The organism is Pseudoalteromonas sp. SS15, from assembly GCF_049257195.1.
GTDB lineage: Bacteria > Pseudomonadota > Gammaproteobacteria > Enterobacterales > Alteromonadaceae > Pseudoalteromonas.
Genome location: NZ_JBMMUD010000001.1, coordinates 926,181 through 943,473, shown reverse-complemented (window position 1 = coordinate 943,473; position 17,293 = coordinate 926,181). Strand labels below are relative to the sequence as shown.

15 protein-coding genes are annotated in these 17,293 nt (G+C 42.5%); all 15 read left to right on the top strand.

Annotated elements, in window-relative coordinates; all coding sequences use genetic code 11:
• Positions 1 to 41: 41 nt before the first annotated feature.
• The 15 genes from tsf to dnaE all read left to right on the top strand — a co-directional run bounded on the left by tsf (position 42) and on the right by dnaE (position 17,288).
• Positions 42 to 893 carry a translation elongation factor Ts gene (gene tsf, locus AAEU28_RS04155; protein WP_421963077.1) on the top strand — a complete coding sequence of 284 codons (852 nt, stop codon included), beginning with the start codon at positions 42 to 44 and terminating at the stop codon, positions 891 to 893.
• 149 nt (positions 894 to 1,042) lie between these two features.
• Positions 1,043 to 1,780: a UMP kinase gene (gene pyrH, locus AAEU28_RS04150; protein WP_421963076.1), complete on the top strand. Its 738-nt coding sequence runs from the start codon at positions 1,043 to 1,045 to the stop codon at positions 1,778 to 1,780.
• A 23-nt stretch (positions 1,781 to 1,803) separates the two neighbouring features.
• Positions 1,804 to 2,361, top strand: coding sequence for a ribosome recycling factor (gene frr / locus AAEU28_RS04145; RefSeq protein ID WP_421963075.1), 558 nt, complete (start codon positions 1,804 to 1,806; stop codon positions 2,359 to 2,361).
• A gap of 76 nt (positions 2,362 to 2,437) precedes the next feature.
• Entirely contained in the window at positions 2,438 to 3,211 is a 774-nt protein-coding gene (locus tag AAEU28_RS04140) for an isoprenyl transferase (protein WP_421963074.1), read from the top strand.
• Positions 3,212 to 3,222: 11 nt separating this feature from the next.
• Positions 3,223 to 4,089 carry a phosphatidate cytidylyltransferase gene (locus tag AAEU28_RS04135; protein WP_421963073.1) on the top strand — a complete coding sequence of 289 codons (867 nt, stop codon included), beginning with the start codon at positions 3,223 to 3,225 and terminating at the stop codon, positions 4,087 to 4,089.
• Positions 4,086 to 5,276: a 1-deoxy-D-xylulose-5-phosphate reductoisomerase gene (ispC, locus tag AAEU28_RS04130; RefSeq protein ID WP_421963072.1), complete on the top strand. Its 1,191-nt coding sequence runs from the start codon at positions 4,086 to 4,088 to the stop codon at positions 5,274 to 5,276. Before AAEU28_RS04135 ends, ispC begins: the two co-directional genes overlap by 4 nt.
• Before the next feature lie 2 nt (positions 5,277 to 5,278).
• Positions 5,279 to 6,631, top strand: a complete 1,353-nt coding sequence (gene rseP / locus AAEU28_RS04125; protein ID WP_421963071.1) for a sigma E protease regulator RseP — start codon at positions 5,279 to 5,281, stop codon at positions 6,629 to 6,631.
• A gap of 68 nt (positions 6,632 to 6,699) precedes the next feature.
• Positions 6,700 to 9,171 (top strand): outer membrane protein assembly factor BamA, encoded by a 2,472-nt coding sequence (gene bamA, locus AAEU28_RS04120; protein WP_421963070.1) that lies wholly within the window; start codon positions 6,700 to 6,702, stop codon positions 9,169 to 9,171.
• A 58-nt stretch (positions 9,172 to 9,229) separates the two neighbouring features.
• Entirely contained in the window at positions 9,230 to 9,700 is a 471-nt protein-coding gene (locus AAEU28_RS04115; RefSeq protein ID WP_421963096.1) for an OmpH family outer membrane protein, read from the top strand.
• Positions 9,700 to 10,737, top strand: a complete 1,038-nt coding sequence (lpxD, locus tag AAEU28_RS04110) for a UDP-3-O-(3-hydroxymyristoyl)glucosamine N-acyltransferase (RefSeq protein WP_421963069.1) — start codon at positions 9,700 to 9,702, stop codon at positions 10,735 to 10,737. Before AAEU28_RS04115 ends, lpxD begins: the two co-directional genes overlap by 1 nt.
• A 10-nt stretch (positions 10,738 to 10,747) precedes the next feature.
• Positions 10,748 to 11,200 (top strand): 3-hydroxyacyl-ACP dehydratase FabZ, encoded by a 453-nt coding sequence (gene fabZ, locus AAEU28_RS04105; protein ID WP_138481217.1) that lies wholly within the window; start codon positions 10,748 to 10,750, stop codon positions 11,198 to 11,200.
• A complete protein-coding gene (lpxA, locus tag AAEU28_RS04100; RefSeq protein ID WP_421963068.1) occupies positions 11,200 to 11,973 on the top strand; it encodes an acyl-ACP--UDP-N-acetylglucosamine O-acyltransferase in 774 nt (257 codons plus the stop codon). The genes fabZ and lpxA overlap by 1 nt, the downstream gene beginning before the upstream one ends.
• A gap of 80 nt (positions 11,974 to 12,053) precedes the next feature.
• Positions 12,054 to 13,211 carry a lipid-A-disaccharide synthase gene (lpxB, locus tag AAEU28_RS04095; protein ID WP_421963067.1) on the top strand — a complete coding sequence of 386 codons (1,158 nt, stop codon included), beginning with the start codon at positions 12,054 to 12,056 and terminating at the stop codon, positions 13,209 to 13,211.
• Positions 13,201 to 13,797, top strand: coding sequence for a ribonuclease HII (gene rnhB / locus AAEU28_RS04090; protein WP_421963066.1), 597 nt, complete (start codon positions 13,201 to 13,203; stop codon positions 13,795 to 13,797). The genes lpxB and rnhB overlap by 11 nt, the downstream gene beginning before the upstream one ends.
• On the top strand, positions 13,797 to 17,288 hold the full coding sequence (gene dnaE, locus AAEU28_RS04085; RefSeq protein WP_421963065.1) for a DNA polymerase III subunit alpha: 3,492 nt from the start codon (positions 13,797 to 13,799) through the stop codon (positions 17,286 to 17,288). Before rnhB ends, dnaE begins: the two co-directional genes overlap by 1 nt.
• The last annotated feature ends 5 nt before the right edge of the window (positions 17,289 to 17,293 follow it).

Below are 17,293 nucleotides of genomic sequence, written 5' to 3'. Positions count from 1 at the left end.
TTCCGCACCCCGAAAAAAACTTCATATTTGAGGATATACTAATGGCTGTAACTGCTGCCCTAGTTAAAGAATTACGCGAGCGTACTGGCGCTGGCATGATGGATTGTAAAAAAGCACTAACTGAAACTAACGGTGATATCGAGCTAGCTATCGAAAACATGCGTAAGAGTGGTGCTGCTAAAGCTGCTAAGAAAGCGGGTAACATCGCTGCAGAAGGTACAATCCTAATCAAGCAAGGCGAAGGTTTTGCTGCACTTCTAGAAGTTAACTGTCAAACTGACTTCGTTGCTAAAGACGAAAACTTCCTAGGTTTCGCTAACACTGTTCTTGACGCTGCTGCTGAATCAAAAGCAGACATCGAAACGCTTAAAGCTCAGTTCGAAGAAACTCGTGTTGCGCTAGTTGCTAAAATCGGTGAAAACATCAACGTTCGTCGCGTTGAGTACATCGATGGTGAGAACCTTTCTGCTTACCGTCACGGCGACCGTATCGGTGTTGTTGTAACTGGTGACGCTGACGAAGAAACACTTAAGCACGTTGCTATGCACGTTGCTGCTTCTAAGCCTGACTTCGTTAACCCTGAAGACGTTCCAGCTGAAGTTGTTGAAAAAGAAAAAGCTGTTCAAGTTGAAATCGCTATGAACGAAGGTAAGCCTGCAGAAATCGCTGAGAAGATGGTTGTAGGTCGTATGAAGAAGTTCACTGGTGAGATCTCTCTTACTGGTCAAGCGTTCATCATGGAACCTAAGAAATCTGTTGGCGAATTCCTTAAAGAGAAAGGCGCTTCAGTTTCTAACTTCATCCGTTTAGAAGTTGGTGAAGGCATCGAGAAGAAAGAAGAAGATTTCGCAGCAGAAGTTGCAGCGCAAATCGCAGCAGCTAAAGGCGAGTAATTTTACTCATGAAGCAGAGGCAAAAAGCCATATTTAGGCAGCATTTGCTTTTGCTTCAATGCTGAAAATTCTTTAGAATAACCGCGCATTTATGAGTTTCATAAGCGCGGTTATTTTTTATCCCCACTTTTACATATGGCCCTGAGATTATGACTACGAATAGAAAACCTGTTTTTAGACGCGTTCTTCTTAAATTAAGCGGTGAAGCTTTAATGGGAGACGAAGGCTTTGGTATTGATCCAAAAGTATTGGATCGTATGGCGCAAGAAATCAAAGAGCTTGTAGAACTCGACGTAGAAGTAGGTTTAGTTATCGGTGGCGGTAACTTCTTACGTGGTGGCTCATTAGCAGAAGCGGGCATGAACCGCGTAGTTGGCGACCATATGGGTATGCTAGCAACTGTAATGAACGGTTTAGCAATGCGTGACGCACTTCACCGTGCATTTGTAAACGCACGTCTTATGTCTGCTATTCCGCTTAATGGTGTATGTGACGCATACAACTGGGCTGAAGCAATTAGCTTATTGAAGTCTGGCCGCGTAGTGATCTTCTCTGCTGGTACAGGCAACCCATTCTTCACTACAGACTCTGCAGCGTGTTTACGCGGTATTGAAATCGAAGCTGACACAGTAATTAAAGCAACGAAAGTTGACGGTGTATTCAGTGACGATCCAGTGAAGAACCCAGACGCGACACTTCACCGTCACTTATCTTATAATGAAGTGATCGACAAAGAATTAAAGGTTATGGACTTAGCGGCATTTACGCTAGCTCGTGACCACAATATGCCTTTAAGTGTATTCAACATGAATAAACCTGGTGCGCTTAAACGCGTTATCATGGGTGAAGAAGAGGGTACCCTTATTTCTTCACAAGTAGCTGAATAATCTACAAAGACTAGGATTGAATTGTGATTAACGATATTAAAAAAGACGCTGAAGAGCGCATGAAAAAAAGCGTGGCAGCACTTGCTAGCCAGCTATCTAAAATACGTACTGGTCGTGCACACCCTGCATTATTAGACGGCATCACTGTTTCTTACTACGGCGCAGACACGCCTCTAAACCAAGTAGCAAACGTAACGACTGAAGATTCACGTACATTAGCAATCAATGTATTTGATAAGTCTTTAGCGCAAGCTGTTGAAAAAGCGATTATGTCTTCAGATTTAGGTCTAAACCCTATGTCTGCAGGTACAGTGATCCGCGTACCGCTTCCTCCACTAACAGAAGAGCGTCGTAAAGATCTTATCAAGATTGTACGTGGTGAAGTTGAAGGTGGTCGTGTTGCTATTCGTAACATCCGCCGTGATGCCAATGGTGATATCAAGTCGCTACTAAAAGACAAAGACATCTCTGAAGATGAAGCGCGTCAGGGTGAAGAAGAGATCCAAAAGTTAACAGACAAGTATGTTAAAGAAATGGATACTCAACTAAGCGCGAAAGAAGCTGAGTTGATGGAAATCTAACCAGCTCAAATTTATTAGTTTTGAAACGCCGTCTAGGGTATACTAGGCGGCGTTTTTTTTTACCTAAATCGGAATTATGGTTTTAAGTACTGAAACAGTTTCAAAGCAGTCTTTGCCTAAACATGTTGCTATTATCATGGACGGGAATGGGCGATGGGCGCAAAGCCGCAATCGTCCTCGTACATACGGACACAAAAAGGGTGTAGATTCCGTTCGTTCGGCTGTTCAGTTTTGTACAAAACTGGGTATTGAATCGTTGACGCTTTTTGCTTTTAGCAGTGAAAATTGGCGACGACCTGAAGATGAAGTCAGTACCTTAATGGAACTGTTTTTATTCGTCTTATCTAAAGAAGTTAAAAAACTACATAAGAATAATGTAAAACTGACTATTATTGGTGACATTTCACGCTTTCCTGAATCCTTACAAGATAGGGTAAAAGCGGCACATGAATTAACCGCTAATAATACAGGTCTGAAATTAAATGTTGCGGCAAATTACGGTGGCCGTTGGGATATTGTACAAGCCGCTCAATCTATGGCGCAGCAAGTACAAGATGGTCAACTTACTGTGAAAGATATCACAGAAGACGCTTTGTCAGCACAATTAAGTATGGCAGATCAAAGTGAATTAGACTTGTTGATAAGGACTGGCGGAGATTGCCGCATCAGCAACTTTTTACTTTGGCAGGCAGCTTATGCTGAGCTCTATTTTACAGATACACTTTGGCCTGATTTTAATGAAGAGGCTTTTTCTGAGGCAATTGCCTGTTTTGTATCTCGAGAGCGACGCTTTGGCTGTACCGGCGAACAAATAAAACAATTACTTGCCGAGTCCAAAACAACAAGTTAAAGGTTATTAATTTGCTTAAATTACGTATTTTAACGTCAGTGGTATTAGCACCACTGGCTATGCTTTTGGTGTTTTATACACCGCTATCACTATTTAGTTTTATAGCGGGTGCGATTACCCTGTTAGGTGCTTGGGAATGGTCTTCATTGATGGGCCTGAAAAAAATGGCGCAAAGAGGCACATTCGTGGCTTTAGTCGCCGCTATTCTTAGCGCACTTCACCTGCATTGGCCTATTGAATCACTTTGGCAAAACGGACAATTACTGTCTGATGCAAACTATGTTTTCACGCTTGCATTTGCCTGGTGGTTAGTTGCTACTTTTCTTGTTGTTAAATATCCAAGTATGTCTCGCGCGTGGTCAGAAGGTCTGGTAATGAAAGCGGTGGCTGGCTTATTGACACTCGTACCGCTTTGGCTCGCACTCAATGTTTTGCGCAGTGCTGAATATCAACAATCTGAGCTATTCGGTTCAACCCTAATTATGGTGGTATTAGGCATCGTTTGGAGTGCTGATATAGGTGCTTATTTTGCAGGTAAAAACCTAGGTAAGCACAAGTTAATGCCAAAAGTAAGCCCAAACAAAACCATTGAAGGGTTAGTAGGTGGTTTACTTACTGCGGTTATTTTTGTCGTTATCTTCTGTGCCTGTGCAGACGTCGAACAAGCCATGTGGCCAGTTTATGCCTTATTAACTGTGTTTATTGCATTATTTTCAGCCGTGGGCGACTTACTCGAAAGTATGTTTAAACGTGAAGCAGGTTTGAAAGATTCTGGCAGTTGCCTACCTGGCCATGGTGGTATTTTAGACCGTATTGATAGCTTAACAGCTGCAGCACCGATATTTGCACTTTGCTATGCGTGGACGGTGGCTTTATGAGCATTCAGCAGGTAGCGATCCTTGGCTCAACAGGGTCAATCGGTGTTTCTACTTTAGACGTGATTGCACGTAACGCTGATAAATTTGCGGTATTTGCACTCGTAGCAGGTCGTAATGTTGAGGTGATGCGCCAGCAGTGTCAGACATTTAAGCCAAAATTTGCGGTGATGCAATGTGAGCAAGCAGCAAAGCAACTAAAGGATGACTTAGCAGGATCAGAGATTCAGGTTCTGACAGGCGTTCAAGCAATGCGAGATGTGGTTTCTCACAGTGAGGTTGATATTGTGATGTCCGCGATTGTTGGTGCTGCAGGTTTGTTGCCGACAATCAGTGCGGTCGAGCACAGCAAAAAAGTACTTTTAGCGAATAAAGAGTCTTTGGTGATGTCAGGCCAAATCTTTATGGATAAAGTGAAGCAACATGGTGCGACCTTGTTGCCGATAGATAGCGAACATAATGCTATCTATCAAAGCTTACCAAGTGCTTTCCAGCAGCATTCAGATCCTAAACTTGAACAGTTTGGTATTCGTAAAATACTTTTAACAGGTTCTGGCGGACCTTTTTTAAATCGTGATATTAATACCTTAGCGAATGTAACCGTTGAAGAAGCCGTTGCTCATCCAAACTGGTCTATGGGCCAGAAAATCTCAGTAGACTCTGCGACCATGATGAATAAAGGGCTTGAGTTTATTGAAGCTAAATGGTTGTTTAACTGTGATGCAGACGACATTGAAGTGGTTATTCACCCGCAAAGCATGATCCACTCGATGGTACAGTATCAAGATGGCTCTGTGATTGCACAAATGGGTCAACCTGATATGCGTACACCAATTGCATATGGCTTGTCTTATCCTGAGCGAATTGATGCAGGTGTTGCACCTTTAGATTTCTCACAAATTTGTGATTTTACTTTCACAAAACCGGATTATCATCGTTACCCAAATTTAGCATTAGCGATTGAAGCTTGTAAAACAGGACAAGCCGCTACGACTGCTGTGAATGCGGCAAATGAAATTGCGGTTGCAGCATTTTTGAATAAACAAATTGGTTTTACTGATATTTATAAAGTAAATGCTGAAGTGCTTAATCGCATCGCGATTACAAACCTTTCAAGTATTGATGATGTACTTGCTCAAGATAATGAAGCAAGAGTTATAGCTAAAAACATACTTAAAACCATGGAGTGATTATGTTTGAGTTTTTCTGGCACTTAGGTTCGTTTATTGTTGCATTGGGTATTTTAGTAACTGTGCATGAATATGGGCACTTTTGGGTGGCAAGAAAAGCGGGCGTAAAAGTTTTAAGGTTTTCAGTAGGATTTGGAAAGCCTTTGTGTCGTTGGCATGACAAACTTGGCACTGAGTATGTGATTGCCATGATCCCACTTGGTGGTTATGTGAAGATGCTCGACGAGCGTGTCGAAACCGTCGACCCTAGCGAAGCACATCTTTCTTTCAATAACAAATCAGTATGGTCTCGCATTGCTATTGTAGTCGCAGGACCAATGGCCAACTTTATTTTTGCTATTTTCGCGCTGGCACTCATGTATATGATTGGTGTGCAAAATGCCAAACCTGTTGTGGGTGATGTGCATGCGCAAAGCCGAGCTGCATCGGCACAATTACAGTCGGGCGATCATATTTTAGCTATGGGTGGTCAAGATGTACTTTCTTGGCAAGAAGTCACCTTCAGTTTGATGTCTCATTTAGGTGAGCAATCAGTCGATGTCAAAGTGCAAGATGCACAGCAGCAAATTCAGATACGTACCATCGACTTAACTGGTTGGAAGCTAGATAAAAAAGATCAACCACCACTAGATGCGATTGGTATTGTGCCATACAGACCTGCTTTAACACTCACTATTGGTCATGTTGCAAAAGGCTCAGCTGCAAGCCAAGCGGGTTTACAAGTAGGCGATAAGCTTGTTGCTGCAGATGGTCAAGAAATCGAACAATGGCAATCTCTGGTCAGTCTTGTACAAGCTTCACCTAATAAAGTCATTCAGCTTGAGGTGATGAGAAATGGTTATCGACAAATCTTATCAGTAACCCCAGAAGCGAGAACTGGGCAAAATGGCATCCAACAAGGCTTTTTAGGTGTCGTTCCTCAGTTAGAAAGTTGGCCGCCTGGGTACATTGAAACTAGACATTATGGGCCATTGGATAGTATTGTGCTTGGCGTACAAAAGACCTACGCATTGATCACATTGAGTTTTGACATGATTGGTAACTTAATTACCGGCAAAGTGTCAGTCAATAATTTGAGTGGTCCAGTAGGAATTGCAGTAGGCGCGGGCACTAGTGTCAGTTATGGGTTGGTGGCTTTTCTCAGTTTCTTAGCGTTAATAAGTGTCAATCTTGGGGTTTTTAATTTATTGCCGCTGCCAGTTTTAGATGGCGGGCATTTAATGTATTACATAATTGAACTTATTCGCAAAAAACCAGTCTCTGAAAAGACACAAGAGTTAGGTTACAAAATTGGGGCGATGTTGCTTCTAGGCCTAACCTGTTTTGCATTGCTTAATGATGTTTCAAGGTTATAAGCCAAAATGTCATTTAAAGCCACAAAGCGCTATGTACGCTAATAGTTGTAAAGGATAAAGATAATAAAATGCCGATAAAAAAACATCTCGCAGTAACCAGTTTACTTGGCGCAAGCTTTGCGGCAGCTGGGCAAAGCTCCTTTATCGTAGAAGATTTAAAAGTTGAAGGTTTACAGCGTGTAGCACTCGGTGCTGCATTGACCCATATTCCAATCAATGTGGGTGATAATATTGATGAATATACGATTTCTCAAACAGTCAAAGCGTTATATAAATCAGGCCACTTTGAAGACATTTCAGTTTACCGTGATGATGAGCTTCTCATCTTCAAAGTAAGAGAAAGACCAACAATTGCGTCTATTGAATTTGATGGCAATAAAGACATCAAAGATGAGCAATTAAACGACAGTTTAGAGCAACAGAATATCCGTGCTGGTGAGCCTTTAGATCGAACTGTTTTATCGAACATAGAGAAAGGCTTGATCGACTTCTTCCATAGCATTGGTAAATATAATGCCAAGATCGAAGTGAGCATCACCGAGCTGCCACGTAACCGTGTGCGTTTAAATCTTGATTTTGAAGAAGGTGACGCAGCGTCAGTTAGACAAATTAACTTAGTTGGTAATGAACTGTTTTCTGACGAAGAGCTATTAAACCTTGTTGAGTCACAACAAGATTTGCCTTGGTGGAAGTTCTTGTCAAATGATCGTTACCAAAAGCAAACGATTGAAGGCGATTTAGAAAAAATCAGAAGCTTTTATCTAGATAAAGGCTATCTACGTTTTAACATCGACTCAACACAAGTGTCAGTGAGCCCTGAACGTGAGTCTGTGTATGTCACAGCGAATATCACAGAGGGCGAAAAGTACACGGTTAAAGGCTTTGACTTTATTGGTGATTTATTAGGTCGTGAAGAGCTACTGAAGAGTATTATTCCGCTTAAATCGGGTGAACTTTACAATGGCTCAGTGGTAACGGCTTCAGAAGAATACATTAAAAGTTATTTAGCGCGCTTTGGTTATGCGAATGCCGAAGTTCGCACTATCCCTGAAATTGATGACGAGAATAAAGAAGTAAAACTAACACTGTCAGTCAATCCAGGTAGCCGTATTTATGTTCGCCGTATTATGGTCAATGGTAACCAAATAACCGCAGATGAAGTTGTGCGTCGAGAAATGACGCAACTTGAAGGTGCATGGCTATCTAACCAGAGTCTTGAGCGTTCAAAACTACAGATTCAACGTCTACCTTACATGGAAAATGTTGAGTTTGAAGTAAAACCAATAGCCGGTATTGATGACCAAGTTGACGTTGACTTCACCGTTAAAGAGCAACCTGCGGGTAGCTTCCAAGCGGGTGTGGCGTATGGTTCATATGCAGGTCTGCAGTTCAATATTGGTGTTAGTGAATCAAATTTCTTAGGTACTGGTAACCAGTTAGCGTTTAATATCAACACGTCAAAAGGCTCAGACCGCTACAGTATCTCATATACTGACCCTTACTTTACACCTGATGGTGTATCGCAAGGTACTAGCATTTTCTATAGTAATTACGATTCTTCTGCGTTTAGTCTAGTACCTTATAAATCTAAGAGTTATGGTATTGGTACAAACTTCGGCTTCCCAATCGATGCGGTGAACCGTATCAATTTCGGTGGTCGCTGGATTGAAGAAAGTTTATCTGACATTGCCGATTATGAGCAAACGCGTATTATGCGTTTGGCATTCTTTAACCCTGATAACCCAGACGCAGCCTATGAATTTACCAAATATGAGTTAAGTGTAGGTTGGTCTCGTATCACGGTTAACCGTGGTATGTTCCCGACAGCGGGTTCTCGTCAGTCATTAACTTTGAATGCGACAACGCCGAATTCAGATCTTAACTTCTTCAAGGTTAACTACAATTCTCGTTTCTATTGGCCAATCAGTAATGACCACCGTTGGGTATTCTCTACCAGAGCGGCATTAGCATATGGTAACGGATATGGTTCAACGAACGGTTTTGATCAAATTTTACCGTTCCAAGAGTATTTCAGGATCACTGAAGAAGAATTACGTGGATTTGACAGAAATACAATTCTGCCAGAGGCAATTAAAAGAGTAACTAAGCCAATTGACGGGTCAGTTTTACCTGATGGCAGTTCAACAGGTACAATTGGGTCGGCATCAGAGTTTGACCAACTCTATTTGTCAGGTCGAATTGGTGGTAATGCCAAAGCAGTGGCAGGGATGGAATTAATCGTTCCAACGCCATTCTTAGATGAAGAGAATACAAGTTCTGTCAGAACGAGTTTCTTCGTTGATGCTGCTAACGTTTGGGACACCGAGTTTGATATTGACCGCTACTCTGACTTAGCGGAAGATCAGGTTAATAAATTACGTGACTTCGCAGACCCAGGTCGCTTCAGAGTATCGACAGGTCTGTCACTACAATGGATTTCCCCTATGGGACCTATGCTGATTAGCTTTGCTTATCCACTGAAGAAAGAAGACAAAGACGAAACTAAAACTATCAGCTTTAATATAACGAATACATTCTAAGGAGTTTTTTGTGAAAACGATTATAAAAACAACGGCATTAAGCATTTTAGCAGCATTAATGATGGGTACTTCTGCAAGTGCATTAGCGCACAAAGTAGGTATTGTAGATATGCAATCTATCTACCAGCAAATCCCGCAAATGGCTAAAATTGAGCAGCAGCTTCAATCTGAATTTGCTGAGCGCCGTCAAGAACTAGAAAAGCTTCAAGGTGATGTGCGTTTTGAAATGGAAAAATTTCAACGTGAAAGTGCCACAATGAGCGATGAGCAAAAAACAGCGCTTCGCGACAAAATTCAAGGTATGCAAAAGCAACTTGCTGAAAAAGGTCGCCCTTTAGAGCAAGAAATTAAAGCACGTCAAAATCAAGAATTAGCAAAAGTACAAAAGCTAATCATTGAAACCATTCAAGCTGTAGCTAAAAACGGTAAGTTTGATGAAGTTAAAGTAAAAGATACGACAATTTACTTTAACCCTGATAAAGTAACCGACCTTTCTAGCAAGGTTGTTGAAGCAGTTAGCAAAAAGTAATGACAAAACAATATACCCTCGCTCAAATTAGCGAATTTTTAGACGCATCCCTCGAGGGGGATGCGTCTCATTGTATTGAGAAGATAGCAACTTTAGCGAATGCTAAAGAAACAGATATCGCTTTTTTGGCAAATAAAAAATACCGTACTCAGCTTGATGAAACTCAAGCGGGTGCAGTGATTATTTCTGAAAAAGAAGCCTCACTGTTCTCAGGCAATAAGGTAATCGTAAAAGACGCTTATATCGCTTACGCAAAACTCGCGCAAATGATGGATACTACGCCGGCATGTGCCAATGGTATTCACCCGAGTGCCGTTATAGATGAAAATGCACAGCTTGGCGAAAACGTCAGTGTTGCCGCAAATGCGGTTATTTCAGCGGGTGTTGTGCTTGGTGATAACGTACAAATTGGCGCAGGGTGCTTTGTTGGTGAAAATACTAAAATAGGACAGGGCACAAAGCTTTGGGCTAATGTAAGTGTTTATCATGATATTGAAATTGGTGAACATTGTTTATTCCAGTCTGGTGCAGTCATTGGTAGCGACGGTTTTGGTTATGCCAATGAGGCTGGTAAATGGGTGAAAATTCCACAGCTAGGCAGAGTGATTATTGGCGATCGCGTCGAGATTGGTGCGAGCACAACCATCGACCGTGGCGCTTTAGATGACACCATCATCCATGACGATGTGATTTTAGATAACCAGATTCAAATCGCACACAATGTTGAAATTGGTCAAGGTAGTGCTATGGCAGCTTGTTCAGTTATCGCAGGCAGTACAACCGTTGGTAAATATTGCCAAATTGCAGGTCTTGTCGGTATAAACGGCCATATTGATATTTGTGATGGTGTAATGCTGACTGGCATGACCATGGTGACGAAGTCAATCACTGAACCGGGTGCATATTCTTCAGGTATGCCACACACCACTAACAAAGAATGGCGCCGTAACATGGCGCATTTTAGAAATTTATCTGATTTTAAAGAGCGTATTAAAGAGTTAGAAACGCGCTCATCTCAAAAAACAGTTGATGAATAAGGATACTATTTTGGCTAACGAATTAAACAGTTTTGATGTTCAAGAAATCATGCGTTTATTACCACACCGTTACCCTATGCTTTTGGTAGATAAAGTGGTCGATTTTCAGCCGGGTGATTACTTGCATGCGGTAAAAAATGTTACCGTGAATGAGCCAATTTTTACGGGTCACTTTCCTGACCAAAAAATCTTCCCAGGTGTACTTATTTTAGAAGCTATGGCGCAAGCAACTGGCTTATTAGGTTTTAAAACAGTGCAAAATACTGGCGACAACGAGCTATACTTGTTTGCAGGCGTTGATAATGCACGTTTTAAACAGCCTGTAGTACCAGGCGATCAAATGCATATTCATGTTAAGTTTGAAAAAGAGCGTCGTAACATTTGGCGTTTTTCAGCTGAAGCAAAAGTAGATGGTAAGGTTGTGTGTAGCGCAGACCTTATGTGTGCAAGAAGAGAGTTTTAATGTTAATTCATCCTACTGCAGTTATTGAACCAGGCGCCCAACTTGGCGAAAACGTTAAAGTAGGGCCTTACAGCTACATTGGTAATGATGTTGTTATCGGAGATAACACGATTATTGAATCTCACGTAGTTGTTAAAGGGCCTTCGACCATTGGTAAAGGTAATCACTTTTATCAGTTTGCGTCTATTGGAGAAGCCTGCCAAGACAAAAAGTACAAGGATGAACCAACTCAATTAATCATGGGCGACAATAATATTGTTCGAGAATGTGCGACGATACACCGTGGTACTATTCAAGATCAAGGCGTGACTAAAATAGGTAGTAACAACTTATTTATGGCTTACACGCACATTGCTCATGATGCAGTGATTGGTAATAATGTCATTTTTTCAAATGGCGCAAGTGTAGCTGGTCACGTTCATGTAGGTGATTGGGCTATTCTAGCCGGTAATACCGGTGTACATCAGTTCTGTAAAATTGGTGCGCATGCATTTATTGGTATGTACTCAGGTGTGAGTAAAGATGTGCCACCATTTGTTACAACGACAGGTATGCCAGCAAAACCTGCAGCAGTGAATACCGAGGGTATGAAGCGCCGTGGGTTTGAAAGCGATGAAATTATGGCGGTTCGTAGAGCGTATAAAGCACTTTATAGAAAGGGCTTAACGCTAGATGAAGCTGTGGCTTCGTTGGCTGACGACGCGAAGCAGTTTACAGCAGTGCAAAGCATGATTGATTTCTTAGACACGTCTGAGCGCGGCATCATTCGCTAGCCTCAGCGGTTTATTTAAAGCATGTACAAACGCCATACAATTTAACGTGTATGGCGTTTTTATTTAAAAAGAATTAGAACATGACGACAAATACACAGCCAATCACGATTGGTGTTGTCGCGGGCGAGTTGTCCGGCGATATTTTGGGTGCAGGCTTAATCAAAGCGTTGAAAGTACATTATCCGAATGCACGTTTTATCGGCATTGCAGGCCCTAAAATGCAGGCTGAAGGCTGTGAGAGTTTATTCGATATGGAAGAGCTCTCAGTGATGGGGCTAGTCGAAGTTTTAGGACGCTTACCTCGTTTACTGAAAATCAGAAAACAGCTAGTCCAGCATTTTATAGATAACCCACCGGATGTCTATGTGGGTATTGATGCGCCAGACTTTAACCTTCGTGTAGAAAAGCCTTTAAAAGCGGCTGGTATTAAAACAGTACAATACGTGAGTCCTTCAGTGTGGGCTTGGCGTCAAAAACGTATCTTTAATATTGCAGAAGCAACCAGCTTGGTTTTGTCGTTATTGCCATTTGAAAAAGCTTTCTATGACAAACATGAAGTACCGTGTACGTTTGTCGGCCATACTTTAGCAGATGACATTCCACTTGAAACCGATACCAATGCAGCAAGGGCTAAGTTAAACCTTTCTGCTGAAGATATAGTTTTAGCGCTTCTTCCGGGCAGTCGCGGCTCTGAGGTTGGCTTATTAAGTGAGACGTATCTGCAAACTGCGCAAAAGTTGCAAGAGCGTATTCCTGAATTAAAAGTTATCGTGCCTTTAGTAAACGATAAACGCAAAGCGCAATTCACTGAGATAAAAGAAAAAGCTGCACCAAACCTAAAAGTCCAGCTGCTAGACGGCCAATCTAGTGAAGCGATGACTGCGGCAAATGCTGTTTTACTTGCCTCAGGTACTGCGACACTTGAAGCCATGTTGTATAAAAAGCCTATGGTGGTCGGGTATAAGTTTAAGCCTGTGAGTTATTGGATCTTCAAAACCTTTTTTACTTTTAATATTAAGTATTTCTCTCTTCCTAATTTATTGGCTGATGCGCCCTTAGTACCTGAATTTTTACAAGATGAATGTAATAGCGATGCGCTAGCCGATGCGCTCTTTCCTATGCTAAAAGGCGATAGCCAAGCACTGATTGATAAATTTTACGATATTCATAACAACATTCGACTTGATGCCAGCAAACAAGCGGCTCTAGCAGTTAAGGAGCTTATAAATGCAAATTGAACGACCAAATGTTAAATATATTGCCGGTGTAGACGAAGTTGGCCGTGGCCCACTAGTGGGTGATGTTGTCACCGCTGCGGTTATTTTAGATCCGAGTAAGCCCATTGAAGGCCTTGCTGATTCTAAAAAGCTTTCAGAAAAAAAGCGTAATGCGCTCGCTGAAGAAATTAAAGAGAAAGCACTTTGCTACCACATTGCCCGTGCCAGTGTGGCTGAAATTGACGAGCTGAATATTTTACATGCGACCATGCTTGCTATGAGTCGTGCTGTCGAAGGTCTGACTATTCAGCCAGAATTTGTATTTGTAGACGGCAACCGTTTACCAAAACTTAGCATGGCAGCGCAGAGCGTGGTTAAAGGCGATAGTTTAGTGGAAGAGATCAGTGCAGCGTCAATTTTAGCAAAAGTTGCACGTGACCAAGAAATGCTAGAGCTTGATGCACAATACCCAGAATATGGCTTTGCAAGTCATAAAGGCTATCCAACGAAAGCGCATTTTGCCGCGCTAGAGCAATATAGGGCAACGCCACACCACCGCACGTCGTTTAAGCCTGTACAGCGAATTTTGCAAAGTAAGGAGCAATAATGCCAGCACCGCAGTTTGTTCATTTACGCGTTCACAGTGACTTTTCTATGGTTGATGGCTTGGCAAAGACCAAGCCGATTGTTGCGCGAGCACAAGAGTTAGCGCTTCCAGCGTTTGCTATTACTGATCAAATGAACTTATGTGGCCTTGTACGTTTCTATGGCGGGGCGCATGGTGCAGGTATTAAGCCAATCGTCGGGGCGGATATCTGGCTTAAAAGTGATGAGTTTCCTGAAGAGCCGTGCCGTTTGGTGGTACTTGCTAAAAATAACGACGGCTACAAAAACCTGACTTTACTTATCTCGAGAGCCTATCAGCGTGGTCATGTATTCCATCGTCCAGTGGTTGATAAACAATGGCTTGCTGAGCATAAAGAAGGCTTAATTTTACTTTCAGGTGGTAAAGACGGCGATGTGGGTAAAGCGCTTCTAAAGCATAACCATCAGTTGGCATTAGATACCGTTGCTTTCTATGAAGAACACTTCAAAGATCATTTTTATCTTGAGCTGATCCGAACGGGTCGGGCCGACGAAGAAGATTACTTACATGAGGCGGTGAAACTGGCTGAGCAACGTGACTTGCCGGTTGTTGCTACCAATGAAGTGGTGTTTTTGCATGAACATGACTTTGATGCCCATGAAATTCGTGTTGCGATCCACGATGGTTACACACTTGAAGACAAACGTCGTCCAAAACGATTCTCAAAAGAGCAGTATTTAAAAACGCCTGAGCAAATGATTGAGTTGTTCAGCGATATTCCTGAAGCGCTTGAGAACACGGTTGAAATTGCGAAACGCTGTAATGTGACCGTGCAGCTTGGAACTTACTTCTTACCGGATTACCCGACTGGTGATTTAAAAATTGAAGACTTCTTGGTTAAAGTATCTGAAGACGGTCTTGAAGAGCGTTTGCAGTTTTTATTCCCTGACGAAGATGAACGTAAAGAAAAACGCATTGAGTATGATGAACGTCTTAAAATCGAACTCGACGTTATCAACCAAATGGGATTCCCCGGTTACTTCTTGATCGTAATGGAGTTCATCCAGTGGAGTAAAGATAACAATATTCCAGTAGGACCCGGGCGTGGTTCGGGTGCTGGTTCATTAGTGGCTTATGCTCTGAAGATCACAGACCTTGATCCCCTTGAATTTGACTTACTATTTGAGCGATTCCTTAACCCTGAACGTATTTCGATGCCCGACTTCGACGTCGACTTCTGTATGGATAGACGAGACGAGGTAATCGATCACGTAGCTAAGTTATATGGCCGTGATGCGGTATCTCAGATCATCACTTTCGGTACTATGGCCGCAAAAGCAGTAATACGTGACGTAGGTCGTGTACTCGGTCACCCGTATGGCTTCGTTGACCGTATATCAAAGTTAGTACCGCCAGATCCGGGTATGACACTAGCCAAAGCTTTTGATGTCGAGCCGCGTCTACCTGAAGCTTACGATGGTGATGAAGAAGTAAAAGAGCTTATCGACATGTGTCGCATCCTTGAAGGCTGTACACGTAATGCTGGTAAGCACGCCGGTGGTGTTGTTATCTCGCCAACGACCATTACTGACTTCGCCGCGCTGTATTGCGATGAAGAAGGTAAGTTCCCGGTTACGCAATTTGATAAGAATGACGTTGAAACTGCGGGCTTGGTTAAATTTGACTTCTTAGGTCTAAGAACACTGACAATCTTGCAATGGGCGCTAGATATGACCAACGAGCGTTTAGCTCGAGAAGGTAAAGAGCCTGTTGATATTAATGCCATCCCACTTGATGACAAACCGAGTATTGAGCTTTTACTTCGCGCCGAAACCACTGCGGTGTTCCAGCTTGAATCACGTGGTATGAAAGATCTGATTCGTCGTCTTAAGCCCGACTGCTTCGAAGATATGATCGCACTAGTAGCCCTGTTCCGACCGGGTCCACTGCAATCGGGCATGGTAGATAACTTCATCGACCGTAAGCATGGCCGAGAAGACATTTCATACCCTGATGCGCAGTATCAGCACGACAGTTTGCAACCTATTCTAGAGCCAACCTACGGGATCATCCTCTATCAGGAACAGGTAATGCAAATCGCGCAGGTGCTGGCAGGTTATACGCTAGGTGGCGCTGACATGCTTCGTCGTGCGATGGGTAAGAAAAAGCCTGAAGAAATGGCGAAGCAGCGTTCAACCTTCGAAGAGGGTGCTGTAAACAACGGTGTTGATGGCGAACTCGCCATGAAGATCTTCGACTTGGTAGAAAAGTTCGCAGGTTACGGCTTTAACAAATCTCACTCAGCAGCTTATGCACTGGTTTCATATCAAACGCTATGGATGAAAACCCATTACCCAGCTGAGTTTATGGCTGCAGTAATGTCGGCGGATATGGATAACACCGATAAAATCGTTACCCTGGTTGATGAATGTGAAAACATGAAGTTGGCCTTATTGCCGCCTAACGTCAATGAAGGTTTATATAAGTTTACTGTAAACTTAAAGGGCGAAATTGTTTACGGTATCGGTGCGATTAAAGGGGTGGGTGAAGGCCCGGTTGAAGCTATTCTCGAAGCCCGTGAGCAAGGTGGTGAGTTTAAAGACTTATTTGATTTCTGCGCTCGTGTTGATTTAAAGCGTTTAAATAAGCGTGTGGTTGAAAAACTGATTTATGCAGGTGCTTTAGATAAACTTGGCCCTGAGCAAAATCAAGCTGGTCGTTCAATCTTAATTGCCAGCTTACCCGCTGCTATGAAAGCTGCCGAACAGCATCATAAAGCAGAAGCGATAGGTCAAAGTGATCTATTTGGCTTACTAGCGACAGAGCCAGATGAAGTGGAACAAGCGTTTGAATCTGCTTTACCTATGCCCGATAAAGAATGGCTAAACGGTGAGAAAGAAACCTTAGGCTTATATTTAACGGGTCACCCAATCAATCAGTATCGTAAAGAGTTAAAACACTATACGTCGGGTAAACTGGTTGACTTACAGCCGACTAACCGTGATGTTAGCGCAACGGCTGCCGGTTTGGTGATTAATGCAAGAACGCTGATTAATAAACGAAATCAACGTTGGGGTTTAATAACTTTAGATGACAAAAGTGCCCGAATTGATGTACGCTTATTTCCTGAACAGTACGAAACTTATCAAGAATTGCTGCAAATTAACCAAATCTTGGTAATATCTGGACAGGTCAGCTTTGATAACTTCTCTGGTGGCATTACAATGACAGCCAGAGACGTGTGTACCATAGCTCAGGCGCGTGAAAAACGCATCAGAGCAATAAAAATGACTCTAAATATGGTGCAAATTGACGCGAACTTCTTCGATAATTTACGAAAAGTCTTAGAACCTTATAAATTCGGCACTTGCGAAGTTAAGGTTCAATATCAGCGTCCTGATGCGTTAGCAGAACTAACGTTAGGTACAGAATGGTGTGTGACGCCAACAGATGATCTTATAACGCGATTATCTCAGTTGGCGGCACAAGATATAGAATTAGAATTTAATTAATTAGG